This is a genomic window from Thermodesulfobacteriota bacterium, assembly GCA_040754335.1.
In the GTDB taxonomy this organism is placed as follows: domain Bacteria; phylum Desulfobacterota_D; class UBA1144; order Nemesobacterales; family UBA2774; genus 2-12-FULL-53-21.
Genome location: JBFMCV010000002.1, coordinates 279,956 through 305,778, shown reverse-complemented (window position 1 = coordinate 305,778; position 25,823 = coordinate 279,956). Strand labels below are relative to the sequence as shown.

At 55.3% G+C, this 25,823-nt stretch carries 26 protein-coding genes and 1 pseudogene; 9 read left to right on the top strand and 18 right to left on the bottom strand.

The features are described from left to right. Window positions 1-8 precede the first annotated feature (8 nt). The 7 genes from AB1598_04825 to AB1598_04795 form a co-directional block, all read right to left on the bottom strand. The gene (locus AB1598_04825; GenBank protein ID MEW6144326.1) at window positions 9-227 is read right to left on the bottom strand and encodes a DUF465 domain-containing protein; all 219 of its coding nucleotides are present in this window, start codon (window positions 225-227) and stop codon (window positions 9-11) included. Beyond that, window positions 205-924, bottom strand: a complete 720-nt coding sequence (tsaB, locus tag AB1598_04820) for a tRNA (adenosine(37)-N6)-threonylcarbamoyltransferase complex dimerization subunit type 1 TsaB (GenBank protein MEW6144325.1) — start codon at window positions 922-924, stop codon at window positions 205-207. Before tsaB ends, AB1598_04825 begins: the two co-directional genes overlap by 23 nt. Window positions 925-1,027: 103 nt before the next feature. Beyond that, complete coding sequence (locus AB1598_04815) at window positions 1,028-2,161, bottom strand: type IV pilus twitching motility protein PilT (protein ID MEW6144324.1); 1,134 nt, start codon at window positions 2,159-2,161, stop codon at window positions 1,028-1,030. Further along, a complete protein-coding gene (gene recA, locus AB1598_04810; protein MEW6144323.1) occupies window positions 2,162-3,205 on the bottom strand; it encodes a recombinase RecA in 1,044 nt (347 codons plus the stop codon). Between the two features lie 12 nt (window positions 3,206-3,217). Continuing rightward, window positions 3,218-4,459 carry a competence/damage-inducible protein A gene (locus AB1598_04805; protein ID MEW6144322.1) on the bottom strand — a complete coding sequence of 414 codons (1,242 nt, stop codon included), beginning with the start codon at window positions 4,457-4,459 and terminating at the stop codon, window positions 3,218-3,220. 202 nt (window positions 4,460-4,661) lie between these two features. Then, window positions 4,662-5,114, bottom strand: a complete 453-nt coding sequence (locus AB1598_04800) for a phosphatidylglycerophosphatase A (GenBank protein MEW6144321.1) — start codon at window positions 5,112-5,114, stop codon at window positions 4,662-4,664. Then, window positions 5,115-5,606: a methylated-DNA--[protein]-cysteine S-methyltransferase gene (locus tag AB1598_04795; protein MEW6144320.1), complete on the bottom strand. Its 492-nt coding sequence runs from the start codon at window positions 5,604-5,606 to the stop codon at window positions 5,115-5,117. Window positions 5,607-5,937: 331 nt separating this feature from the next. Between AB1598_04795 and AB1598_04790 the strand changes: the two genes are divergently transcribed. The 3 genes from AB1598_04790 to AB1598_04780 all read left to right on the top strand — a co-directional run bounded on the left by AB1598_04790 (window position 5,938) and on the right by AB1598_04780 (window position 9,491). Further along, complete coding sequence (locus AB1598_04790; GenBank protein MEW6144319.1) at window positions 5,938-6,741, top strand: SDR family oxidoreductase; 804 nt, start codon at window positions 5,938-5,940, stop codon at window positions 6,739-6,741. A 232-nt stretch (window positions 6,742-6,973) separates the two neighbouring features. Beyond that, complete coding sequence (gene cysS, locus AB1598_04785) at window positions 6,974-8,410, top strand: cysteine--tRNA ligase (GenBank protein ID MEW6144318.1); 1,437 nt, start codon at window positions 6,974-6,976, stop codon at window positions 8,408-8,410. Between the two features lie 178 nt (window positions 8,411-8,588). Then, on the top strand, window positions 8,589-9,491 hold the full coding sequence (locus AB1598_04780; GenBank protein MEW6144317.1) for a hypothetical protein: 903 nt from the start codon (window positions 8,589-8,591) through the stop codon (window positions 9,489-9,491). 217 nt (window positions 9,492-9,708) lie between these two features. Here the strand turns inward: AB1598_04780 and AB1598_04775 are convergent, their stop codons facing one another. Then, the gene (locus AB1598_04775; GenBank protein ID MEW6144316.1) at window positions 9,709-10,677 is read right to left on the bottom strand and encodes a radical SAM protein; all 969 of its coding nucleotides are present in this window, start codon (window positions 10,675-10,677) and stop codon (window positions 9,709-9,711) included. Window positions 10,678-10,825: 148 nt separating this feature from the next. Between AB1598_04775 and AB1598_04770 the strand changes: the two genes are divergently transcribed. The 6 genes from AB1598_04770 to cimA all read left to right on the top strand — a co-directional run bounded on the left by AB1598_04770 (window position 10,826) and on the right by cimA (window position 16,999). Continuing rightward, window positions 10,826-11,131, top strand: coding sequence for a hypothetical protein (locus AB1598_04770; protein ID MEW6144315.1), 306 nt, complete (start codon window positions 10,826-10,828; stop codon window positions 11,129-11,131). A 124-nt stretch (window positions 11,132-11,255) separates the two neighbouring features. Further along, on the top strand, window positions 11,256-11,540 hold the full coding sequence (locus AB1598_04765; protein MEW6144314.1) for a hypothetical protein: 285 nt from the start codon (window positions 11,256-11,258) through the stop codon (window positions 11,538-11,540). Window positions 11,541-12,130: 590 nt separating this feature from the next. Further along, window positions 12,131-13,684 carry an NAD(P)H-hydrate dehydratase gene (locus tag AB1598_04760; GenBank protein ID MEW6144313.1) on the top strand — a complete coding sequence of 518 codons (1,554 nt, stop codon included), beginning with the start codon at window positions 12,131-12,133 and terminating at the stop codon, window positions 13,682-13,684. 53 nt (window positions 13,685-13,737) lie between these two features. Then, complete coding sequence (tsaE, locus tag AB1598_04755) at window positions 13,738-14,226, top strand: tRNA (adenosine(37)-N6)-threonylcarbamoyltransferase complex ATPase subunit type 1 TsaE (GenBank protein ID MEW6144312.1); 489 nt, start codon at window positions 13,738-13,740, stop codon at window positions 14,224-14,226. Next, on the top strand, window positions 14,169-15,401 hold the full coding sequence (locus tag AB1598_04750; protein ID MEW6144311.1) for an aspartate kinase: 1,233 nt from the start codon (window positions 14,169-14,171) through the stop codon (window positions 15,399-15,401). The genes tsaE and AB1598_04750 overlap by 58 nt, the downstream gene beginning before the upstream one ends. Further along, entirely contained in the window at window positions 15,398-16,999 is a 1,602-nt protein-coding gene (gene cimA / locus AB1598_04745; protein ID MEW6144310.1) for a citramalate synthase, read from the top strand. The genes AB1598_04750 and cimA overlap by 4 nt, the downstream gene beginning before the upstream one ends. Window positions 17,000-17,223: 224 nt before the next feature. On the opposite strand, the gene AB1598_04740 is transcribed toward cimA, so the two are convergent. From AB1598_04740 to fdxA, 10 genes and pseudogenes are all read right to left on the bottom strand, one after another. Further along, window positions 17,224-17,754 carry a YIP1 family protein gene (locus AB1598_04740; protein ID MEW6144309.1) on the bottom strand — a complete coding sequence of 177 codons (531 nt, stop codon included), beginning with the start codon at window positions 17,752-17,754 and terminating at the stop codon, window positions 17,224-17,226. A 118-nt stretch (window positions 17,755-17,872) separates the two neighbouring features. Then, window positions 17,873-18,397 carry a YIP1 family protein gene (locus tag AB1598_04735; protein MEW6144308.1) on the bottom strand — a complete coding sequence of 175 codons (525 nt, stop codon included), beginning with the start codon at window positions 18,395-18,397 and terminating at the stop codon, window positions 17,873-17,875. 113 nt (window positions 18,398-18,510) lie between these two features. Next, window positions 18,511-19,053 (bottom strand): YIP1 family protein, encoded by a 543-nt coding sequence (locus AB1598_04730; GenBank protein ID MEW6144307.1) that lies wholly within the window; start codon window positions 19,051-19,053, stop codon window positions 18,511-18,513. Between the two features lie 80 nt (window positions 19,054-19,133). Next, on the bottom strand, window positions 19,134-20,771 hold the full coding sequence (locus AB1598_04725; GenBank protein MEW6144306.1) for a GNAT family N-acetyltransferase: 1,638 nt from the start codon (window positions 20,769-20,771) through the stop codon (window positions 19,134-19,136). 45 nt (window positions 20,772-20,816) lie between these two features. Further along, window positions 20,817-21,230 carry a thiol-disulfide oxidoreductase DCC family protein gene (locus AB1598_04720; protein MEW6144305.1) on the bottom strand — a complete coding sequence of 138 codons (414 nt, stop codon included), beginning with the start codon at window positions 21,228-21,230 and terminating at the stop codon, window positions 20,817-20,819. 491 nt (window positions 21,231-21,721) lie between these two features. Then, window positions 21,722-22,285: a hypothetical protein gene (locus AB1598_04715; GenBank protein ID MEW6144304.1), complete on the bottom strand. Its 564-nt coding sequence runs from the start codon at window positions 22,283-22,285 to the stop codon at window positions 21,722-21,724. A gap of 59 nt (window positions 22,286-22,344) precedes the next feature. Continuing rightward, entirely contained in the window at window positions 22,345-23,082 is a 738-nt protein-coding gene (locus tag AB1598_04710) for a Bax inhibitor-1/YccA family protein (GenBank protein MEW6144303.1), read from the bottom strand. A gap of 162 nt (window positions 23,083-23,244) precedes the next feature. Beyond that, window positions 23,245-24,210 (bottom strand): TIGR01212 family radical SAM protein, encoded by a 966-nt coding sequence (locus tag AB1598_04705; GenBank protein MEW6144302.1) that lies wholly within the window; start codon window positions 24,208-24,210, stop codon window positions 23,245-23,247. Window positions 24,211-24,660: 450 nt separating this feature from the next. Continuing rightward, entirely contained in the window at window positions 24,661-25,401 is a 741-nt protein-coding gene (gene nth, locus AB1598_04700; GenBank protein MEW6144301.1) for an endonuclease III, read from the bottom strand. 67 nt (window positions 25,402-25,468) lie between these two features. Then, window positions 25,469-25,699 (bottom strand): annotated as a pseudogene (gene fdxA, locus AB1598_04695) (ferredoxin). Window positions 25,700-25,823: the final 124 nt, after the last annotated feature.

Here is a 25,823-nt window from a genome sequence, read left to right as displayed (position 1 = left end):
TGCAGTTTTTATCTATGCTTCCACTCGGCGATCTTCGCTTCCATCCTGTCCTTGAGCGAAAGCTTCACCTTCTTGAGCTTCCTGACTTCCATTTCGTCGTCGAGAGAAAGGGTGCCTTTGCTCTCGAGGCTCCTTACGACGTCGTCGAGCTCCCTGTGCTCGAAGTATATGCGTTTGAACTCCTCGTCCCCTTCGAGCAGCTTTTCAATTATGTCCGTTTCCGTCATGTCGGCTTCTCCCCTTTGCTGTTAATTCTGCGTCCGGTTTTCTTAAATAGACGGGCGCGAGTCCCAGAACCTCGTCCGCGTGCCCTTCCGTGAACTTCTCAATACCATAAATAGCGAGGGACGAAGCCCTCGGGTAGTTCAAATAAGGAGGACAGAAGAGCATAGCTTCCCCCCCTATCTCATTATCTTCCAGAAAATCCCTATAAAGTAAAGCGCCTTCCCCTATAAATATAGTTTTTTCCTTTATTATTTCCATAAGCCCCGCGGGCGATACGATCTCGTCCCGCGTAATCCTCGAAACCCTGCCGCGCTCAGTCCTGAAGAGGGCCGCGAAAAGCTCCCCTTTCCTGGCGTCGAGTGAGGCGCAGACCTGAAACGGCGCAAAGGGCAGATTCATGGCGAGAATCTCGAGGGAGGACGCCCCTGTGACAGGAATTCCCAGTGAATACGCGAGCCCCTTGGCCGTCGAGATGCCGACCCTGAGAGCCGTGAACGAACCCGGCCCGAGGGATACCGCGACCCCGCCGAGCTCTTTCCTCTCCGTCCCGAGCTCGCCCAGAAGCCTGTCTATGGCGGGTACGAGCCTCTCCGAGTGGGAAGGGCCCATGTTTATATAATATTCCCCAATAATACGTTCGCCTTCCGCAAGCGCGACACTGCCCGAATACGTCGATGTTTCGATCGCGAGAACTTTCATCACCAATAATATTAATCTATATCAAATTATAACGGATTGCTTGGGGAACGGAAAGCAGCAGGCGCGGGCGCCCCGGCGTGTATTTGAGCTTAAAATACGTGGATTATCTCGATGTCTGGCGGCCGTACGACTCTTCCCTTATGAGAGAGCCCGAGCCCGAGGTAATGCCTTCTATCCTCATCGCTAGGTCGTTCCTGTTAGTCGCCTGTCTCATGGCCTCGTCGTACGTTATCTTGCCGTCCTTGAAAAGCCCGTAGAGGCACTGGTCGAACGTCTGCATCCCGTAATGTAGGCTGCCCTCGTGTATGGCCTGCCTTATCTCCCAAGTCTTCTGAGGGTCGGATATAAGGTCTTTTATCCTCTCGGTCGCAATGAGTATCTCCGCGGCCGGCACGCGCGCCTTCCCGTCGGCTGTAGGTACCAGCCTCTGCGATATGATCGCCTTAAGCACCTGGGCGAGCTGATACCTCACCTGGTTGTGCTGGTGCGGGGGGAATATCGTTAGCATCCGGTTTATCGATTCCTGTGCGTCGAGGGTATGGAGCGTCGTCAGCACGAGGTGCCCGGTCTCCGCCGCGGACAGGCATATCTCCATAGTTTCGAGGTCCCTCATCTCGCCCACCAGAATCACGTCCGGGTCTTCCCTGAGGGCCGCCCTCATGGCGTTAGCGAAAGTGAGCGTGTCTATGCTTATCTCCCTCTGGTTGATGTAGCTCGTATGGTCCTCGTGCATGTACTCGAGCGGGTCCTCCACCGTTATTATGTGCCTCGCCTTGGTCCTGTTGATGTAATCGACTATAGCCGCGAGCGTGGTCGACTTACCGCTCCCGGTCGTCCCCGTGACGATCACGAGCCCCCTCTCCTCGCCCGCTATCTTCTCCATAACGGGAGGCAGGTTCAAAGAGCTGAAGCTCAGTATGTTGTAAGGGATCGACCTGATGGCTATGGAGATCGTCCCCCTCTGGTGGAATACGTTCACCCTGAAGCGGGAGAGGCCGCTTATGCTGTATGCGAGGTCCATTTCGTAGAGGGTCTCGAACTTTTCTCGCTGGGCGGGGTTCATCATCTGGAGGGCCATATCTCTCACGTCGTCCGCAGTGAGCTGAGGCGCGTTTTTGACCGGGGTGAGCTTCCCCTCGACCCGCAGTATCGGGTGCCTCCCCGTGCCTATATGTATGTCGGACGCCCCAACCCTTACCGCGGCGCGCAGGATATCGTCTATGTTCACCGAGCCCATCTACTTCTCCCCGGGTTTCTCCGCCTTTATGACCCCTACCCTGGTAAGTATATCGCTCTTTAGTTTTTCCGCTATATCCGGGTTGTCCTTCAAGAAAGCCCTCGCGTTCTCCCTCCCCTGTCCGAGCCTCTCCCCGCCGTACGAGAACCAGGTGCCGCTCTTCTCGACTATGTTGAGCTTGGAGCCCATGTCTATGAGCTCGCCCGTCTGGGATATGCCGCTCCCGAACATTATGTCGAACTCGGCGTCCCTGAAGGGGGGCGACACTTTATTCTTTACGACCTTGGCCCTGACCCTGTTCCCCGAAACCTCTTCCCCTTCCTTGATGGAGCCGATGCGCCTCACGTCTATCCTTACCGACGAATAGAACCTGAGCGCCGTCCCGCCGCTCGTCGTCTCGGGGTTCATGTAGGGGAGGGTCCCTATCTTCATCCTCGTCTGGTTGACGAAAATCACGAGCGTCTTCGACCTGCCGACGGTTGCCGTGATCTTCCTGAGCGCCTGCGACATGAGCCTCGCCTGTAGCCCCACGTGCGCGTCCCCCATCTCGCCCTCAATCTCCGCCCTCGGCACTAGGGCCGCGACCGAGTCGAGAACGATGACGTCTACCGCGCCGCTCCTTACGAGGGTGTCGACGATCTCGAGAGCCTGCTCGCCGAAGTCGGGCTGCGATATCAGGAGGTCGTCTATCTTCACCCCCAGGTTCTTCGCGTAATTCGGGTCGAGCGCGTGCTCTGCGTCGACGAACGCCGCGATGCCGCCCTTCTTGTGGGCCTCGGCTATAACGTGGAGCGCGAGGGTCGTTTTGCCAGAGGACTCGGGACCGAATATCTCGACTATCCTGCCGCGCGGGTATCCGCCCACTCCGAGCGCGATATCCAGGCCGAGAGAGCCCGAGGATATTACGGAGAGCTGGGGTATGGGCGCTTCCGCCCCCAGCCTCATAATAGAGCCCTTGCCGAACTGCTTCTCAATGGAAGAGATCGCGAGCTCTATCGTCTTTTCTTTTTCCTGTGATTCCGGTGAGAGTTGTTGTTTTGCCATAGTAGCCCTCAATTATACGTTATTTAAAAAAGTTTGCATAATAAGACGGAGCGCGTGAGATGAGGTTATTAACTTTATCTCCTCCCTCGTCCCGTGAAAGAGGAATTTCTCCGAGCGCGTCCCGCCCTTCTCAGAATCAATGCCTATGAAAACCGTGCCTACGGGCTTCTCGGGGGTGCCCCCTCCGGGCCCCGCTATGCCCGATACGCCGACGCCTATATCGGAGCCGGCGAGCTTCCTCACGCCCCGCGCCATCGCCTCGACTACCGGCGCGCTCACCGCGCCGTGTGTGTCGAGCAAATCTTCAGGGACGCCGAGCAGCATCCGCTTAGCCTCGTTACTGTACGAGACGACGCCTTCGAGGAAATAATCGGAGCTCCCCGGGACGTTCGTTATCCTGTTCGATATCAGGCCGCCCGTGCACGACTCCGCCGTTGCTAACTTCATTCCGTGCCGCCTAAGGAAGATGCCGACAACCTCCTCCATGGTCTCCCCTTCCGTCGAGAACACGTAAGAGCCGAGCCTCGACTTCACGTCTCTGACGAAACCTTTCATTAGCTCTTCCGCTTCCCCGTCGGTATTTCCGAATGCAGTCACGCGCAGGTGCACCTCGGGGAAATGCGCCCTGTAACCGAGCCTTATCCCCTCCCTCTCGATGCCTTGGAGCCTTATCGCGACCTCGGATTCGGGCAGCCCGAACGTCTTGACGAGCCTCGATCTTACCCTTTTCCTGCCGGCCGCCATTCTTTCGAGGCCTGGGAGCACGTATTCCTCCATCATGGCGCGGAACTCCCTGGGCACGCCGGGGAGGAAATAGAACACGGTTCCCTCCTTCTTCATGCTGAACCCGGGCGCAGTGCCCCAGTGGTTGAGCAGCACCTCGGCGCCGTGCGGCAGATAGGCCTGTTTCCTGTTCATGTCGGTGAGCACCCTGCCCCTCTGTTTCATCCTCTCCTCGATCGACCGGAGCGCTTCATCGCTGAGCTCAAGCGGCGATCCGAAGAAGGCAGCCGCGACTTCGGCCGTGAGGTCGTCGGGAGTTGGCCCGAGACCGCCCGATACGATCACGGCATCGGCCCTGCCCGACGCGATACCGAGGGCTGCAGTAATGCTCTCCCTGTCGTCGCCCACGGTCGTGTGGAACTCCGCCGCGAGCCCCCTCGACGCGAGCGTGTCACCCGCCCAGGAGAAATTGCCGTCCTGCGTGAGTCCGCTCATGAGCTCGTCGCCTGTTGTTATGATTTCGATTCTCACACACATTGTGTGTTCTTACGATTCCTTCCAATTCATCAGATCAAAGCAGCAACGCAACCCAACCCATTCATCCTTCGACAGGCTCAGGACGAACGGGTTGGACACAAGTATGTCCACGGTATACGTCGATCACAGCATCAACCGCGATAATTATGATAATAAACCAGCAAAGAAACCGAATTCAACTATCGGGGAAAATCGACTACAACAGCACCCGCGAAATAATCTGAAGGAGGATGTTGGCGTACACTCCAGCGACGACGTCGTCCATGACGACGCCGAGCCCGCCTTTGAGCCTCTCCGACTGCCTCGACGGAGGGGGCTTCACTATGTCGAAAAACCTGAACAGGAAAAACCCTATCACTACGTTCGTGAGCGTAAGCGGCACGAGCGTCATGGTCACGAGGAAACCGGAGACCTCGTCGGCCACGATGTAGCCCGGGTCTTTCTCCCCGAATATTCCCTCGGCTATACTCGAAGCCCACACTGAAAGGATTATGAAAAGTACGGCGAACGGGATGTAAAGATAATAAGGAAGGAACGAAACGATATAGTAGAGAGGCACGGCTGCGAGAGTGCCGAGCGTTCCGGGCGCGTAGGGGAAGTACCCGACGTAGAAAAAGGTTGCGATGAGCCTGGCGATCCCCTTTTTCACCTAAGAGATGGTCCCCTCCACCCTGAGGAGGTCCTTTTTAATGTCGATGCCGCATGAATAACCGCCGAGGCCGTTCGACGCGAGAACCCTGTGGCATGGGATAACTATAGGTATCGGATTAACCCCGACCGCATTCCCGACGGCCCTCGCCGCACCGGGTTTTCCGACCCGCTCAGCTATATCCCCGTATGTGGCGGTCTCCCCGTAGGGTATGTCGAGGAGTTTCTTCCAGACCGACTTCTGAAACGGTGTGCCTTCGGACACGTCTATCGGCGTCTTGAACTCGGTGAGCCGGCCGTCGAAGTAGAGCTCGATCTCGTGAGCCATATCGGCTGCGGCTCCCCCTTCGATGACACGCACCCCGCCAAGCCCGTCGAGATAATTCCTGAACTCCTTTTCGCCGAATATAATCCTCGAGACCCCCTTCGGACCCGAAAGCACGAAGACCTGGCCGACCCGCGTAACCAGAGATGAATAGTTGATTTGACTCATACCTGCCCCCTGCCGAATCAGTTTCCACGCGCGGAGAATTCTTGTCAAGGCGCACACACATAGTGTGTTTTATGATTCTTTCGGAACTCATCTGCATAGCCAGTAACAATCCAAAACCCGTTCGTCCTGAGCCCGTCGAAGGATTGAACGGGTTGAGGTTAAACTAATGAGTGAAAGGTGACACCCCCACCCGAACCCTCCCCCCTCTAGGGGGAGGGAAATAAAAGACGAGAGTGGACGCCCCGCCCGCCTTGAAATTCCGCCCAAAGTACGTAATATCTCTACTGCAATTTTAATGGATTAAATAACCGACAAGGGGGATTTACAGGGCATGGGACACGGTCTTGAGAACAGCTGGGCACTTATTCTCGGGGCGTCGAGCGGGTTCGGCGAGGCGGCCGCGCTCGAGCTCGCGTCGCACGGAATGAACGTCTTCGGCGTCCACCTCGACAGGAAATCCACCATGCCGAAGGTCGAGGAGATAAAGGAAAAGATAAAGGCAAAGGGGAGAGAGGCGGCGTTCTTCAACATAAACGCGGCCGACCCGGAGCAGAGGTCGGAAACATTAGGCGAGATAGAGCAGATACTCGACGAGCACAAGAACCCTTCGGGTATTAAGGTGCTCATACACTCCCTCGCCTTCGGGACCCTCAAGCCTTACATAGCGGAATCGGAGAAGGACAGGGTGTCGAACAAGAACATGGACATGACCCTCGACGTGATGGCGCACTCGCTCGTCTACTGGGCGCAGGAGATAGTCGCGAGGAAGATGATGGTCGAGGGCGGCAGGATATTCGCCATGACGAGCGCAGGGAGCCACAGGGTGTGGCCCACGTACGGCCCCGTCTCGGCATCCAAAGCGGCCCTCGAATCGCACATACGGCAGCTCTCGGTCGAGCTCGCCAGGCACGGGATCACCGCGAACGCGATTCAGGCGGGAGTCACGGAAACGCCTGCGCTCAGCAAGATACCGGGCAACGAGGAGATTATTAAACACGCGATGGCCGCGAACCCTGCGGGCAGGCTGACTACTACGGCCGACGTCGCACAGGCGATCGCGGCCCTCTCCGTCGCGGGCACGCACTGGCTCACGGGAAACGTGATCAAGGTCGACGGAGGGGAGGACCTGATTTGAAGTTGGAGAAGATTTTATTTTATGTCATTCCTCGAAGCTTTTATCGGGAATCTGATTCATTAAAATCCTCCCTAACCCTCCTTTTTCTAAGGAGGGAATTAAAAACTAATTTCCCCCTTTGGAAAAGAGCCTGTCCTGAGCTTGTCGAAGGAGGGATTCAGGGGGATTTATAATTTAGGACATTGGAACAAACCCTCGCCAGGCCTCCCCAATCTGATAAAAGGCAAGAATAATGGAAAAGAAAGTAACCCTCTACAACACGCTCACGCAGAAAAGCGAAGAGCTCGTCCCGCACGAGAAGAACAAGATAAAGATGTACGTCTGCGGCCCGACGGTGTACGACTCAGCCCACCTCGGACACGCGCGTGCTGCCGTCACGTTCGACGTCATAGAGAGGTTCCTCTCCCACGTGGGGTACGAGGTCACGTACGTGAGGAACTTCACCGACATCGACGACAAGATAATCAACAGGGCTAACGAGACGGGCATCCCGGCGCACGAGATCTCAGAGAGATACATACAGGAATACAGGGAAGACATGGCCTCGATAGGAGTGAAGAGGCCGACAGTCGAGCCCAAGGTCACGGAGCACGTACCCGAAATCATAGACCTCATAGAGAGGATAATCGACAACGGCTACGCCTATCAGTCGGGGGACGACGTTTTCTTTTCAGTGAAGAAGTTCAAGGGATACGGCAGGCTCTCGAAAAGAGACCCCGACGACATGCTCGCCGGGACGAGGATAGACATAAACGAGAAGAAGGAAGACCCGCTCGACTTCGCGCTCTGGAAAGGGGCCAAGCCGGGAGAGCCCTTCTGGGAAAGCCCGTGGGGCAAGGGACGCCCCGGATGGCACATCGAGTGCTCGACCATGAGCATGAAATATCTGGGCCCGAGCTTCGACATACACGGCGGCGGGAAGGACCTCATTTTCCCCCACCACGAGAACGAGATCGCGCAGTCGGAAGCCGCCACCGGAAAAGAGTTCGCAAAATACTGGGTGCACAACGGCCTCATACAGATAAACCGGGAGAAGATGTCGAAATCCGTCGGGAACATTTTGAACGTGAGGGACGCCGTCACGATGTGGAACAGGGAGGCGATAAGGCTCTTCTTCCTCTCGCATCACTACCTCAACCCCGCGGACTTTTCGGACGCGACAATGGCGGAGTCAGAAGCCGCGCTCGAAAGGCTCTACATCACGCTCAAGCGCGCTAAGGACCAGCGCAAGAACGGGACCGAGGACGACCGCGAGCTTGCGGCTGCCGCGGCCTCGTTCGGCAGGAAATGGGTCGAGACCATGAGTGAAGACTTCAACACGGCTGACGCCATAGGGAACCTGTTCGAGCTAACGCGCGCCGTGAACAGGTCTATAGACGCCCGGGGATGGACGCCCGCCCTCGAAGGGGCCGTCAAAGAGATCGGCCATTTCGGCAGTACGCTCGGAATACTCGAATACGACCCCGACGAATACCTCCAGAGCCTGAAGCTCGAGAAAAAATCGGCCGGCATCACGGAAGAGGAGATCGAGGAGCTGATCAAGGAGAGGAACTACGCGAGGAAGGAAAAGAACTGGAAGCGCGCGGACGAAATAAGGGATGAGCTCAGCTCCCGCGGCATACTCCTCGAAGACAAGGCCGAAGGCACAATCTGGCGGGTTAAGGGGTGAGCAGCAGTCCTGATCATCCGACAACCCTCATCCGCAATCTTTGCTTGACGCAATTTAACAATCAATAATTCAAGCAATGGCAGGTTGTTACACGGATACGACAGATGCGACAAACGCGCGGAGTATATACCCTGCGGATCTGTCGGATGTGTCGGATTGGGGGTGATATAATCTTCTGATGTTACATAAAGACCATGGACTAGTTATTTATGTAGACTGTCAACCGTCCGAACAGATAAATGATCAATTAAATGATATTACTGCATGTTTAATTGGCTTATGTTGTCTCCAACCAGAAATATTTGATAAGTATGAGCAGTATAAAAACGTACCATCATTGGATAGACCGTTAGTAGCCGAAGAAATAGCGAAGGATCTGAATGCCTGTGATTATATTTATTGTTATGGAACCTATGCCAAGCTCTCTGCAATTAAAACTATAGGTGAAAAATTTATATCCAAAGCCCAAGATTCATTACCAGATGATGTAATAAAAAAGAAAGCCAATATCTTCAAAGTACTAAAGCGAAACTTGAACCATAATTCTGCATTTTTTATTCCATGGTATAGCTTGTCTCTATTCTTAATGTGCTATCAATTCAGCCAAATAGCTAATAAGTTGAATCAAAGAAATATGCTGTTTAGTCTAGATCGATTCCCAGGCGATCCTAAAGGATCAATGCAATTCCTGAAAATTATTAGTCAATATCCACATATGTTAGAGGCATCGAAAAGAATAGAAGAGAAATATGGAGTAACCATTATGATTGCCAATCAAAAGAGTTATGTAGATAATGATAGCGTGAGAAAAGATGCTAGGTCACATCCTGGAATGGTTTTGATTGATTGGATAGTGCATTCGGTCTATAGTGCTATGAATAATCTAGCTAACGTAGATACGGGTACGCGTGACGAAGAATACAGGGAATCCATAATCAGACCATATCAAATACTCAAAGAAAGAAATTTAATCCATTTAGAGTCTATAGCAGGCATTGTTTTTACTAACGAAAACGATCCTGATTACACAGACGAATTTAAAGAAAAACTCGCTGGCACAAATTTTGTAAAAGCCTTGTAGAGACCTATATATCAATGATTTAAGTCTCCCCCCTCATCCGACAGATGCGACACATCCGCAGGGTATATACTCCGCGCGTTTGTCGCATCTGTCGCATTGAGCTTCCAGGGGAAGCACTCTAACGTCCTTCGACAGGCTCAGGACGAACGGGGTAATTAGCAGGATCACATGCCCCATTGCCCCACTTTTATTGCGGAGTAAAAAGAAAAGGTGAGCCTTAAACCCACACGCCCATGTACTCGAGCGCGCGTTTGATGTTGGCGGGGGTCTGCGTCTCGCCGCGGCAGGCGTACCAGCACGCGGTGCAGCCCGTCTTGTCGTAGAGCTTGGGAGTGTATTCGGAATAATGCGCCGTGACCGGCATTTCGGAGCAGCGCTTGAGATGCCCAGAGGGCGTCACCTGTATGTGGCTGATCCCCGCCGTGCATCCCGGTATGCCGCCAGTCGCGAAATATTTCGGTATTTCCTTGAGATAATATTCCGTCGAAAGTATCGTCCCCTTCCAATTTCTCCTGAGACGTATGAGCTCGTCAACGAGGTTCCTGACCCTTTCGAGCTCCTTCGCGTGTACGAAGTGGGTTTCGTTGTTCGTCTTCATCACTGAATACGAGCTGAACGAGATGCCTACGCCCCATTCCTTTGCCTTAGCCGCGAGCTCGGGGATGTAGTCGATGTTGTCTTCCATGATTATCGTGTTGAGGGTCACCTGCTGCTTCGGGAACCTCCTTCCCAGCTCGGGGAGGAGCTCCGAGAGGTGATCCCACAACCCGGGCACGCCTCTATACGCGTCGTGCTTCTTCCCCGGGAAGTCGAGCGACACCGCTATCTGGTTAATGCCCGCGTCGAAGAGCTCCTTCGCCTTATCGACAGTAAGCAGGTCGCCCTTAGTCACCATAGACGTGAAGACGAAGAACGAGCTTTCCTTCACCTGCCTCACTATGTCGGGGAGGTCTTTTCTGAGCATGGGCTCGCCGCCAGTTATTACCACGACGAGGGGGTTTATCAGCTTGATGACGGGCCTGTAATCGTATATGCGCTCCTCGTGCCTCGTCTGCCAGTAGTCGCAGAAGTCGCACTTCGCGTTGCATAGCTTCGTGATTTCTAGGTTTACGAGCTTCGGGCGCCCGGTGAACCGGGTCTGGAAGTATTTGATAGCCCCGAGGAGACTTTCCTGTGGTGTAATCATTATAGAATTTATACATAACCGGCCGTGAGTTTTCAAGCGGCCTTAACACGACATAAAACGTATTGACTTATCTCCCGAGATTTACTTTAATAGATGGATGTGGTCGGGTTTCCTGACTTGCATATACAAGAAGCGACCGGGGTGACCGATGTCCATTAAGCTGATAACGAGAGAACTTTTCCAGTGCGACCATGCGGACGAGAACGGGGAGAGGTGCGAGAGGGAGGGAAACAGGGACGCCATCAAATCCTGCGGCGTGTGCGGCAGGGACATATGCATCACGCATTACGAGCTCGTAACGGTGACGCTCCAGGGTACGCGCGACCATTTCACATATTATTTCTGCCCCGACCATACGGACGAGTTCATGGACACCCTCGCTAAAAAATACGGCGACACGAGGCCCATACCCCAGACCGGGTACGGCGTCACGCTGCCGAGGCTCAGGCACTGACCGGGAGCGGATTCGTTATAAAACCATATTGACATAACCGGCCGGATTTAGTTAAATGAGAAGATGGGGGGGCGGCTCGAGGGCGTCCGGCAACATAAGGTACTGATCAAAAGGAGATTTTCATATGTCCAGCAAGACCATATCCGTTGAAATATTCCAGTGCGACCACGTAAACGACGACGGCGAGCGCTGCGCGAGCGAGGGGGAGAGGATTACGATAAAGACCTGCGCGCTCTGCCACAAGGACCTCTGCAGCAGGCACTACGAGCAGATTACGGTATCGAGCCGCGGCGGGAGGGAATCGCTCACGTACCATTTCTGCGACGAGCACACGCAGGAGTTCATGGACACGCTCATAAACACCTTCGGGGATACGCGGCCCGTCTCCTACGCCGGCATGGCGAAGTGACACACATTGTGTGTTCTATGATCCTTCCCAATATCTCCCGCTTAAACCAGCGAAGTCATCAAGTCCGTTCGTCCTGCTTGTCCGGCGCAGCCTTGGCGCTCGTCTCGGCGTAGGCCCGAGCCGTAGCCGGGAAGCCGGAAGCCTGTCGAAGGACGGACAATGACAAAAAGATAAGATGCTGAAACAAGCCTGCCCTGAACTTGATTCAGGGTTCAGCATGACAAGAAAGAGCTGTCATTCCCGACTCGATCGGGAATCCAGTTCTTTCTTTGTATTTTAAAGACATGGATTCCCGCTCATTTGGCTTGTGTCGCTAAGGTGCCATGACAATGTGGACTAGTTGCAATCAGCTGGGAACGACCGATTGCTTACTTGTGCTCAATCGTTGAGGGAATGAGAAAAAATTAAATCCTCACTAGCCCTCCTTTTCCAAAGGAGGGAATAAAAACTGTCTGCACGTACTCCTTAGCCTGTCTAACACCCCAGTTTCCTCCAAAGGAGACGCCGGCTCTTAATTAAACCATTACTTTAAAATCACCACGTTCCACCTATACATTCCCCCGGATTTACGTTATTTTTTATGCACGCACATGAAAATAGCGACTCGCGAGATCGTAAGGGACATCGACGCCAAATCGATAGAGAAGCACGGCATACCGGGCCTGGTGCTCATGGAAAACGCCGGGCGCATGGCGGCCGACGTCGTCCTTGAAGAGTTCCCCCAGGCGGACAGCGCAGCCGTCTTCGCGGGCGGCGGGAACAACGGTGGGGACGGTTTCGTCATCGCACGCCACCTCGCGGGCCAGGGCGTGAAGGTGACGACTTATCTCGCCGCGAGCCCGGCGAAATACAAAGGCGACGCGCTCGCCAACCTGAAAGCGCTAAAGAAATCGGGCGGCGAGATAGTCGAGTTAGGCGGGAGCTTCAGGAAATACAAACAAGCCGGCCTCATCGTAGACGCCCTTTTCGGCACGGGGCTCGACAGGGAAGTCGAGGGGTTCAGCAAAAAGATAATAGACTTCATGAACGCTCAGCCAGTCCCGCGTCTGGCAGTAGATCTGCCCTCGGGTATCGACGCCAACACCGGCTTTCCGCTCGGGGCCGCAGTCAGGGCGGACGTGACTGTGACCTTCGTCGTCCCCAAGATCGGCATCTCCATATACCCCGGACTCGAATACGCGGGCAGGATATACGTAGCCGACATCACGACGCCGAAATCGCTCGAAGAAGACATACCGTACGAGCTGCTTACCCATTCGTCAGTGCAGGGAATACTCAAGCCCAGGCGTCCAGACTCGCACAAAGGAACCTACGGCCATCTTTTCATCCTAGCGGGTTCCCCCGGGAAGACAGGGGCGGCGACGCTCGCGTCATTGGGCGCGTTAAGAGCGGGAACGGGGCTCGTAACTGTCGGCATACCCGCGAGCCTGAACGACATAATGGAAGTGAAGACGACGGAGGCGATGACGGAGCCTCTCCCCGAAACGGACCTCCGCACGCTGGGCATGATGTCAGTGAAGCGGGCGAAAGAAATTATCGCCAACAAAAAAACTGCGCTCGCAATCGGGCCCGGCATTTCCACGACGGAAGAAACGCACGGGTTCCTCTACGAGATGATAAGGTCGTCCGAGATACCGGCGGTGATTGACGCCGACGCCCTCACACTCATAGCCGAGGAGCCCGGGATACTCCTGAGAGCAAAAGCGCCCCTTGTGCTCACACCCCATCCGGGCGAGATGTCGAGGCTCACGGGAATCCCGACAGATGACATAGAGCGCGACAGGATAGGCGTCTCACTCGAGTTCGCGAGGAAATACAAAGTCATTCTAGTGCTCAAGGGAGCGAGGTCTCTCGTCACGACACCCGGAGGGCGTGTATACGTGAACACGTCTGGCAATCCCGGCATGGCTTCGGGGGGCATGGGGGACGTGCTTACGGGCATAATAGGCGGGTTCCTCGCGCAGCGTATCCCGCCCGAAGACGCGGCAAGATTAGGCGTATTCGTGCACGGTCTCGCAGGCGACGCGGCTGCCCTGGAGAGGGGACAGGCGGGAATAATAGCGGGCGACCTCGCGGACGTCCTCCCACGGACGCTCGCCGGTCTTCCCGGTTCGGACGAGGAGCCTTTCTTCCGAATCCGCTGATATCACTCAATTTTTGAATCCACTAAAAAACCTATATGACGGAAAGAGACAGCATGGAAATACAGGTGACGGACGCTGAGGAGACAATAAAACTGGGCGAGATTATTGGCAAAACGCTCACGCCCGGTAGTATTATTGCCCTCAGGGGGGATCTCGGCGCGGGCAAGACCGTCCTCGTAAAGGGCATAGCGAAGGGGCTTGGCCTCGAAGACGAGCCCGTGAGCCCCACTTTCGTGATAATGAACGCGTACGAAGGGAGGCTCCCGCTCTACCACTTCGACCTCTACAGGATCTCGGGCGCGGACGAGCTTATGGGGATAGGGGCTGACGAGTTCCTCTTCGGCGAAGGGGTTTCAGCGGTGGAATGGGCGGAGAGGGTCGAAGAAATATTGCCCGAATATACTATATATATCGATATACGGATTCCCGAGCCTGACAACGGCCCGGAGAACATAAGGGAAATTAAAATAGAAGGAAAAAAAGAATGGCTCTCATCGTTCAGAAGTACGGCGGTACAAGCGTTTCCAGCCTCGACAAGATAAAGTGGGTGGCGGGGCACGTAATAAGAACGAAGGAAAAGGGGAACGGCGTCCTGGTCGTAGTCTCGGCGATGGCGGGCGAGACGGACAGGCTCGTAAAATTATCGCTCCAGATAATGGACCCTCCCGACGAGAGGGAGCTCGACGTCGTGACCTCGAGCGGGGAGCAGGTCTCTTCGGGCCTGCTGGCGATGTCGATAAAAGCCCTCGGGCATGATGCTCTGTCGCTCCAGGGTCATCAGGTAAGGATTGTTACGGACAACGCGTATTCGAAGGCGAAGATCGTGAGGATAGACGCCGAGAGGATAAAAGAAGCGCTCGGAAAGGGGAAGATAGTCGTCGTGGCCGGGTTCCAGGGGGTCGACGAGGAAGGGAACGTCACCACGTTAGGCAGGGGCGGCTCGGACTTGACTGCCGTAGCGCTCGCGGCGGCGTTAGGCGCCGACTCTTGCGAGCTATATAAAGACGACGTGGACGGCATATACACTTCCGACCCCGGCATAGTGCCGACGGCGAGGAAGCTGAGCCAGATATCGTACGAGGAGATGCTCGAGTTGGCGAGCCTCGGCTCGAAGGTGCTCCAGGCGAGGGCGGTGGAGTTCGCGATGAAGTTCGGCGTCACGCTCCACGTCCGTCCCACGGCGAAGCCCGACACGGAAGGAACATGGGTATTAGAGGAGGAAAAAATGACTCACATGGAAAATATTCTCATATCGGGCGTTTCGTCCGACAAGAACCAGGCGAAGATCACGATCACGCAGGTGCCAGACAGCCCCGGGATCGCGGCAAAGATATTCACGCCCTTGAGCGAGAGCGGGATAATTGTGGACATGATAGTCCAGAACGTGAGCATAGAAGGGCACACCGACATGACGTTCACGGTGCCGAGGACAGATTTTAAAAAATCGATTATACTAACTGAGAAGGTGGCGAAGAAGTTAGGCGCCAGGGACATCATCTCGGACGACAGGATAGCGAAGGTCTCGCTCGTCGGCGTCGGGATGAAGACACACTCGGGCGTGGCGAGCCGCATGTTTTCGGCGCTCGCGAAAGAGGGCATAAATATTTTGATGATAAGCACGTCCGAGATAAAGATCTCGTGTGTCGTCGAGGAGAAATACACGGAGCTCGCGGTGAGGGCGCTCCACGACGCGTTCGAGCTGGGGGAATCGAAATGAGCCGGGATTCGGTAAAAGTCTACGACGTAACGCTCCGGGACGGGACACAGGGGGAGAGCATATCCTTCTCCATCCACGACAAGCTGAGGATCGCCCAGAAGCTGGACGAGCTCGGCGTACACTACATCGAGGGCGGATGGCCGGGCTCGAACGAAAGGGACGAGGGGTTCTTCGAGGAAGCGAAGAAGCTGAGGTTGAGAAAATCGAAGGTCGCGGCGTTCGGCAGCACGAGGCGCGCCGGAAAAACGTGCGACGAGGACGGGAGCGTACAGGCGCTGCTCAAGGCCGAGACCCCCGCCGTAACTATCGTCGGCAAGAGCTGGGACTTCCACGTGAAGGAAGCGCTCAGGATACCGCTCAAGGAAAACCTAGAAATAATCCACGACTCCGTCACGTACCTGAAAAAATACGTGGACGAAGTATTCTTCGACGCAGAGCACTTCTTCGACGGATACAAGCACAACCCGAAGTACACGATCGAAGCGATAAAGGCCGCTCACGACGCGGGGGCGGACGTGCTCGTGCTCTGCGACACGAACGGCGGCACGCTCCCCTGGGAGATCGAGGAGATAGTCAGGGACGTGAACCTAAAGCTCGACAACCCGCACTTGGGAATTCACACGCACAACGACGGAGAAGTGGGCGTCGCGAACACCCTTTACGCGGTCAGGGAAGGCGTGAGGCAGGTGCAGGGGACGATGAACGGCTACGGCGAGAGGTGCGGTAACGCGAACCTCTGCTCGATCGTGCCCAATCTTAAATTGAAGCTCGGCATAGACTGCATAGACGAAGAACATCTGAAGAGGCTCTACGACGTATCGCACTTCATACACGAGCTCACGAATTTGCCCCCGCTCAAGCACAGGCCATTCGTAGGGGAGAGCGCGTTCGCGCACAAGGGCGGGCTCCACGTGAGCGCGGTGATGAAGAAATCCGAGACCTACGAGCACATAAACCCGGACGTCGTGGGCAACCACAGGCGGGTGCTCATATCCGACCTCTCGGGACGGAGCAACATACTCTACAAGGCGAAAGAGCTCGGCATCGAGCTCGACCCGCAGGACAAGCGCGTGAACGCCATCCTTAACGAGCTCAAGAAGCTCGAGAACGAGGGGTACGAGTTCGAAGGGGCCGACGCGTCGTTCGAGCTCCTCGTCAGGAAAGCGCTCGGGGAATACAGAAAGGCGTTCGAGCTAAAGAGCGTGCGAACCATAACCGAGAAGAGGAGCGAGGACGAGGAGTCCATCACGGAGGCGACGCTGATAGTCCAGGTGGACGGCGTCACCGAGCACACGGTCGCCATGGGGAACGGCCCCGTTCATGCGCTCGACCAGGGCTTGAGGAAGGCGCTCGAGAAGTTCTACCCGTCGCTTAAGGAAGTCACGCTCAAGGACTACAGGGTGAGGGTGCTTGCGAGAGAGCACGGAACGGACGCCGTGGTCAGGGTGCTCATAGAATCCGGCGACGGGGAGAGCGACTGGAGCACCGTCGGGGTTTCCCACAACATAGTCGAGGCGAGCTGGAAAGCGCTTGTAGACAGCATCGACTACAAGATACTCAAGGACGAAGCCAAGCGCATGGCGAAAGCGCGGGGGTAAGCGGGAAGCCGATTTTACTTTTCCGTTTACAGAAAAATTAAATCCACCCTACCCCTCCTTTACAAAGGAGGGAATTAAAACATCCGTAGGAGCGGCATCTTGCCGCGAATTGGCACCCGCAAAACCCCGAAGAATCTATCGCACCAGGATGGTGCTCCTACAAATAAATAAACATCCATCCTTTCATGTAGGAGCGGCTTCCAGCCGCGAACCTAAGATGCGCATCACGACCATATGGGCTTGGGCAAGCCGTAGGCGAAGTAGAATATTATATACACGAGCCAGTACGTGATGAGCCCGACGACGCAGACCCAGATCGCGTTCCACGTGTTCTTGAAGTCGAGCGCCTGCCTCACGCCGATTATCATCGCGACGAGAGTCCACACCCACACGACGAGCAGGACGGCGGCTGTAAGGTGGTGCACGACCGCGAAGACCCTGAAGATACCCGGAGCGCTAGCGAACCCGAGCACGCGCATGACCTCCCACTGGTCGCTCCTGGTCTCGGATTCGGGGAAGAGCTTCGTGCCGATTATGTATATGAGGAAGGCGAGCAGTATCCAGAGGACGAAGCTCGTGATTGTGCCCAGTATGAGGCCTTTATAGTCGCCCGTCTGGTAGCTGTAGACGCCCCTCGAGAGGCTCGCGAGGAAGACCACGACCACCGCCTGCCACATGGCGCTCTTGTCGTGCTCGACCTCCTCGTAGAGCTCGGGGTCGAGCGTGAGCGCCCTTATGACTCTCTTGATAAACACGGATGCCTTTCACCTCAGCATTAATAAATATAGGGATTAGAAGATAAATCTAACGAATCCATAAGTCAAAATAAGTAGACAATCGGCCGGCAAATTAAAGCATTACCCGGCGCGCAGGTTATGCGCCGCCCCGGTTCACCAGGAGCGTATTTACAGCGACGTTAATAATAAAATAAATTACTGCTCCCAATACGCATACGCCCACGGCGCGCCATGTGCTCTTGTAGTCGAGCGCCTGTCTCACTCCGATTACCATCGCCGCGAACATCCAGACCGTTATAACGAGAACGATAAACTTGGTCAGCACCGTTATCAGCATGAGAATAAGAAAGATCCCGGGCGACCTGGCGAACCCTATTACCCTGAGCAATTCCCCGAGATCGGATTTGGTCCCCGGCTCGGGCAGGAGCTTCGTGCCTATTACATAAGTCAGCAGAGCCCAGAGAAACCACCCGATCAGGTCCAGCACCGTCCCGACGATAATCCCCTCTATGCCCAGAATCCCGATCGAGCCTATACCCGCCGCGATGCTTACCACTACGACCACAAGCATCGCCTGCCACATCGAGCCCTTATCGGCCTCGACCTCTTCATACAGCTCCGGGTCGAGCCTGAGCGCCCTTATGACTCTTTTAATAAACACGGATGCCGTTCACCTCTCGATCGGAATGGAGGAGTAAAATCAACGCCCGGCAACCGAAAGTCAAAACAAAAAAGGAATTGCCTCTCTCAGGAACCGGCTCGATCGCAAGCACTTCAGGCGGTCGGCTCCCCCGCCGGATTCACGCCGATAATCGTAAGAATGAAATACATGATCACGAAATATATGATGAAGCCGATAATAGCCACGCCTACCGCTCGCCACGTGCTCTTGTAGTCGAGCGCCTGCCTCACCGCGATGATCATTGCCACGAGCATCCATATTCCCACCACGAAAGATATGATGGGGCCGGCCACCGGAATAATACCCAGGATGCGGAGCACCCCGGGAGAGCTCGAAAATCCGATAGTCCTGAGCATCTCGCCCATGTCGGTCTTGGTCTCGGGCTCGGGCAGGAGCTTCGTGCCTATGATGAAGGTCAGAAACGCCCATATGAGCCATCCGATGAGGGCGCCGATGGTAGTGAATATCAACCCCTCTATGCCGAACACGCCTAATGAGCCGATGCCCGCCGCGACGCTCGAAAGCACCACAACCGCAGCCGCCTGTCCCATTGCCCCCTTGTCGGCCTCGACTTCCTCATAGACGCTCACGTCGAGCTTTGAAGCCCTGATCATCCGATCGATTAAGCTAGCCATCTTGGTTCCTCCTTTATGAATTTAGAAATAAGCACATAATAAATCTTTAGGGAGGATTCGTCAAAGAGGGGGTGAAAGTCTTATGCACGTCGGCGGGACATCATTTCCCGGCGAAGCAGATCTACCAGTGGAGACAGGCTGTCCTCGCTGCATTCGCCCATGAGGGCGATCTGTATCCAGTTCCTGTCGAGGAGGTAGTCGCTCCTCCAGTTGAGATAATAGCCGGAGCGTTCGAGCTTGTTCCCGAGCGCCACGGAGCTGACCCTCTCCGGGAGCCTGATAGTAACTATGGCGGGCGACTCGTGACCCTTCCCGGCGACGATATCGAGCCCGGCGTCCGAAAGCCTGCCCCTCAGCCAGCCGGAGAGCGAGAGGATGCGGGCGTACCTTTCCTGTGCGGAGAAATTGCCGAGCGAAGCCTTTAACGCGCGCAGCAGGTTAGACGAGAGCGTAAACGGCGTCCCCACAGACTCCGCGTATAATCCGAGGTCGAGATAGCGGGGCAGCCTGCCCGGCCGGGACGCGACCGCGCGATTATAGAAAACGAACGAGAGCCCCGGATAGGACCTGAGCCCCTTGCCGCTCACGCCCGTCGCCATATCGACGCCGGAGAGGTCGATAGGCACCGTCCCGAGCGAGCTTATGCAGTCGAGGCATAGGGCAACTCCCCTGGCCGCACATATCTCCCCGAGCATCCGAGCGTCGTTCAATACCCCCGTCGAAGTCTCCGAATGCACGGCCCAGAGCCATGACGTATCGGTATGCAGGGCGAGTGTTTCTTCGATCTCTTCCCTGTCGAAGCACTCGCCCCATCCATTTTCCAGGGCATTGAAGGAAAGCCCCCACCTCCGGGCATGGTCTATGAGGCGCTCCCCGAACTCCCCGTTCGAGAGGACGAGGCCCTTCCCTTCCTCAAGAGAAAGCTGGGCGGCCAGGGCGTCGTTGGCGAGAGTGCCCGATCCCATCAGCACAGCCGCGTGTTTGGCTCCCGTGATGCCCGAAAGCATGCGCTTCACAAGGAGCAGGTCATCCGTAAGCTCATCCGCCCTGTGAGAAACGGGTGCTTCGGACATAGCCCTTTCGGCCCCGGCGCAAACGTCGACGGGCCCCGGCAGAAGGTTAAGGGGGAGTATCGAGGACGGCCTGGATTCATCCATCCTGGAGAGGAGCTTCGTCCGCCCCTTCATCCTGTAATAGGATTCGGGAGTGAGGTACATGGGCTGATACCTCGCCCCTTCCGTGCCGACTTCGGGGCCGAAAGGCACGAACCCGAGGTTCGTGTAGAGCTTCTCCTGCGCAATATTGGCGGATATCAGGGCGAGGTCGTATTTTTTCTCCTCGCAGTAGGCGGCGAGGCTCACGAACAGGCCGAGCAGCACTTTCCTGTAGCGGCGCTCTTTCTTCACGGAGAGGAGCCTGAGCTCGCATAATGAACGCGATTGTGGGAGGTATGAATCGAGGCCGGGGAGCTTCCGGTCGAGAGAGAAGGGCCGCTTGTCCCTGACGGCAAGCATGCCGGCGAGCTCGTCCCCGTCGAGGCATATGATGTAGGTATTCTCGTCGTGGAATTTATCTACGAGCCTTCTCGATGCGTTCTTACCGTGCTGGGGTATCTCTTCGACGAACGTCTCGTAGTTGAGCCTGTGAATCTGCTCGAACTCGCTTTCGAGCGTCGCTATCTTGTAGAGGAGTCCGTCCGGTCTTCTTTCGCGGTTCATAAAGTGCGCTCTGACAGGAATAAGATTATATATGACAGCGGGCGCTCATTCGAGGAACCTGTCCTTAATTTCGGGCGTGGGTATCATGCACTCATCTTTCTTGCCGTACCATTCATATCTGTGCCGGGCTATGTAGTCGTAGACGGCGTCCCTTATGGGGGCGGGCACTATGATGAACGCGTAGAGGAGCCTGTGGATACCGCCGAGCAGTTTCTGCACCCTGAGCCCCGCTTCGGATTTGGTATAGAGCTTCCCGTCCTCTATCAATACGAAGGAATCGAGGCTGTCGGTTGGGTAGTTGTATCTCTCCAGGATTCTTTTCGCGGCGCCGGACTGGAAGGGCGCGAACCTGAACACCCCGCGCGGGTCCCTCTCTATGATGAAATTGACCACGCCGCAGCAGTAGTTGCATACCCCGTCGAAGATTACAAGAGGATGGCCGGAATCATTGCCGCTCATATAAGTCTCTCCGGGTAATTATTGTACCCGGAATTCTTATTGCCTCTTCCGCTTCAGGAATCGTAGAAGCCAAACCCGTTCGCTCTGAGCCTGTCGAAGGATGTTTCATGAATTCCCTCCTTAGAAAAAGAACGGTTCTGAACGCGTGCAAGAACCGGACGCCATACCAACAAAGGCGGATGAGTAAATTATCTTCCGCGTCGCCGTTGCCTAAGCCAAAATAGGCTAGGGAGGATTTGCTTTTTTTCTATTTTTAAATCCCCCTTTAATTTGGATTCAATACCTGCATTGCTTCGATCAAGGCATTTCTTTGCCGTTTATCTATAGTGACCAATTCCTCAGATTCTTCGGAATTGTTCCCCTTTTTCTAAGGGGGAAAATGATTCTGTCATTCCCGAGACCGATCGTAAATCTCGTCTTTTCATTTAAAGGAATCGCGGCTGGAAGCCGCTCCTACAGACATGATGCAGGATAAAGGATGCGCACAAGACCTACTGCTGTATTTGCTCCTGTTTCTCTTCTCGCTTCTCGGCGACCTTTTTCACGGGCAAGACTATAAACCACTTGTTATTATTTTGGGTGATTGTATACACCATTGCGCCGACTTTGACCTTCACCTTCGTCTCTTTACCTTTCTCGTCTTTCTTCGGAATCTCCGTCTCCGTTACGAGTACAAGTAAATCCATCGGTGGGACTGGGAAGTAAAGCGTATTTTCCCTGAACACAAGTGTCTGCGTAGCTTTATCGTATTCGGACACTTCTTCAATGGGTTGGACTACGAATTCACCGTTATCAGGCACCGGCAGAGTGAGAAAATTATCCAGCACCTTATCCAGCTCCCCCGGGCTCTTTTCCTGCAGATAAGATACGACCTCGGGATGGATGAGGGACTTGAGCCCTTCCTTGTTCTGTGTTTTGATTGCTTCGAGCACCTTGTTTCCGAGGGCCTCCGGCGTATCGGCTCCGCTCTCCGCCTTTACCGAGGCGACGGGAGCAATAAGAACGGCAACCGCGACGATAAAGCGAGCAGCCGCGCAAATAAATTTGGTCTTCAAATTCTTCCTCCTAGAGAATTATTTTTCAAGGTTAGATCCGCACCGCTGCGACAATGCTGTCACTGTCTCAGCTTCGTGAGGAGCCTCAGGAATTCGATGTAGAGCCATATCAGAGTGACCATGAGCCCGAACGCCCCGTACCATTCCATGTACTTTGGCGCGCCCTGAGCGGCCCCCTGCTCTATGAAATCGAAATCGAGGACGAGGTTGAGAGCGGCTATCACAACGACGAACAGGCTGAACAGTATTCCGATCGTGCCGCCCGAGTAGATCAGAGGCACGTTAACGCCGAAAAACCCGATAACTATGGACACCAGGTATACGAGGAATATCGCCCCCGTGGCAGCCACGACCCCGAGCCTGAACTTCTCCGTCACCTTTATGACGCCCGACCTGTATGCGATGAGAAGCGAGAAGAGCGTGCCGAAAGTGAGAGCGACGGCCTGGAACACTATCCCCTTGAACTGGGCCTCGGCGTAAGCGGATATGCCGCCTATGACGAGCCCTTCGAGCAGCGCGTACACGGGGGCCGAGTAAGGCGCCCACTCCTTCTTGAATATCGTGACCATTGCGACTACGAGCCCGCCTATGAGCCCTCCGTAGAGCCAGGGGCTCACGGCCGCGACGCCCGATTTGGCGAACATGTCCCAGACCCAGAGGGCCGGGACGGTGACGAGCACGAGGAGTATGAGGGTCTTGTTTATGGTGCCGTTTATCGTCATCTGCCCTACGCCCGTATAGCCGGGCGCGAGCCTCTGGAAAGTCTTTTCTCCGAGAGCGGGGTTAGAGCTTTTTATCATTTAGAATTTGCCTCCGGTATGAAGTATCAATATTAACCTAACTTTGGAGAAAGTATATCATCCGAAAGAGAACTTGGTACCTGAAAATGAGCCGCAGGGTGTTCGGGCGAGCCGCCGCAGTATCAATTAAATACAACGATCCGTAACCCTTATACAGGTTCACCGGGTAACTCCCGGCGCTCTCGAGATAGACGGGACATGTCCGGGAGCGTCCCCGGCATAGAGCCTGCCCTGGTACGTACCGCGCCTCTCGAGCTCGTTTTCTATGCCCCTTATCACCTCTATGTGCGACCTGTTCCAGCCGGGGGCGATGAGGAGGCTCCTCGGGGTGTCCGTGAAGAAGCGCTCGACGATAATATCGGGCGAGAGTCTCTCGACAAACCTCACGATGAAGTCTACGTATTCCTCGTACCCGAAGAGCTCGAAAGGCTCGTCCCTGTACATCCTCGCCAGGGGCGTGCCTTTGACTATGTGCAGGTTGTGAATTTTGATGCAGTCTATGGGGAGCGACGACACCTCGTCCGCCATGGCGAGCATCTCTTCCCGCGTCTCCGTGGGCAGGCCGAGTATGATATGCGCGCCGAGCTCGAACCCTCTCCCCTTCGATAACTCCAGCGCCTCCACGACCGAGCGGTAATCGTGGCCCCTGTTCATGAACTCGAGCGACTTGTCGTAAACGGACTCGATCCCGTATTCGAGCGAGACGTAGCACTCTTTAGCGAGCCTCTCGAACATATCCAGCTTCTCCTCGTCGACGCAGTCTGACCTCGTGCCGACGGCGATGCCGACGACGCCCTCGTATTTGAGCGCCTCCCTGTACATGCTTTCGAGCTCCGAGACGCCGCCGTACGTGTTCGTGTACGCCTGGAAGTAGACTATGAACTTCTCTGCCTTGAATCTCTTTTTTAGATATTCCATTCCCCCCGTGAGCTGGTCGTGCATGGAATAGCGGGCGCGGGCGTATGGGGGGACGAAGCTGTCGTTGTTGCAGTATACGCAGCCCCCGCGGGCAAGCGACCCGTCCCTGTTAGGGCAGGTGAACCCCATGTCGAGGGAGACTTTGTTCACCCTGCATCCGAACCTCTCTTTCAGGTAATCGTGGTAGGAGTTGTAGCGCCTCTTCATGATTTATACGGGATATTATACAGGGTGCGGAGTTAATTTTTGTAGGAACGCCATCCCTGGCGCGGTTATTTGAGCGGTTATTTGAATTGGATAGGCTGGATTCCCGATCGGAGCCTGCCCTGGACTTGATTCAGGGTCGGGAATGACAGCTCTTTTTTGTCTTCGCGAGGCTCCGAGGCCTTACGCGAAGGAACCGTGGCGATCTCGCTTTTTTCATGAGATTGCCGCGCTGCGCTGACTTTCGTCAACTCCGCTCGCAAAGACAGGAGTGGCGAGATTGCCGCGTCGCTTCGCTCCTCGCAAAGACAGGAGGGCCCAAGATTGCCGCGGACATACGGGAATGAAACCCGTTCAACCCTTCGACACGCTCAGGGCGAACGGGTTTGGCTTCATTGCAGGTTTAAGCGTAAGAGGTAGAGTAGGATCGTAAAAACACACTATGTGTGTGCGCTAGACTTTTCCTGCCGAGGGGCAGAGGTGGCTTATGACGCATTCGCCGCAGCGGGGTTTACGCGCGAAACAGACCGTACGCCCGTGGTCGCCGAGCGAGTTCGAGAAGAACGTCCAGTCTTTCTCGGGTATGAGTTCCCGGAGGTCGAATTCGATCTTCGTAGCGTCCGTGTTCGAAGTGAGCCTGAGCCTCTTTGATAACCGCATGATGTGCGTGTCTACGATTATCCCCGGTATGCCGAACCAGTTCCCGAGCACTACGTTCGCGGTCTTCCTGCCGACGCCCGCGAGCTTCGTGAGCTTCTCCATCGAAGCCGGCACCTCTCCCCCGTATTCCCCGACGAGCGCCTTCGTGCACGCGAGTATAGATTTCGCCTTGGCCTTATAGAACCCGCAGGAGTGTATCTCATCCTCGAGCGCGGCACTTTCGGCCCGGGCGAAATGTGCGGCATCCGGGTATTTCCTGAAGAGGCTCTTCGTCACTTCGTTCACGCGTTTGTCCGTGCACTGGGCCGACAGTATGCACCCTATCAGAAGCTCGAGCGCGTTCGTGTAGTTGAGGTGGCACCTCGCCTTGGGGTACTCATCTCTCAGTATCTTGAGTATTGCGAGCGCCCTCTTTTTCTTCTCCGCCCGGCTCTCGCCGTCCTTCACGGCTCCTTTCCGACTTTTCCCTTTTTCGGCCATCTTCGGAATAAAAAAAAGGGGACATGCCCGAGGCACGTCCCCTTTCGCTTTCATTTTCAGTTAATCAGTTCCCGGTCCGCCCGGCTCAGTCCTTCCTCGCGGGCTCGAGACCTTCCTTGCCTTCGAAGAAATCCTTGTTCTTGTCAATGTAGTCGTGCCATTTCTCGGGGAGCTCGTCTTCGTGGAAGATCGCATCTACAGGACATGGGTCAACGCAAGCGCCGCAGTCTATGCACTCCTCAGGATGTATGAAAAGCTGGTTTTCGCCCTCGTAAATGCAGTCTACAGGGCACGCTTCGACGCAGGCCTTGTCCTTAACTCCGATGCAGGGCTCCGCAATAATGTACGCCATTCTGAATACCTCCGAATATATGTAAAGTTTAATATACTTAATGCGCTACTCAGCCGCAAGACAGCGTCCGGCTTCCGCCTGCTGTTAAAACCTTGAATCCGCGAATCCGCGTGATGCGAATCCT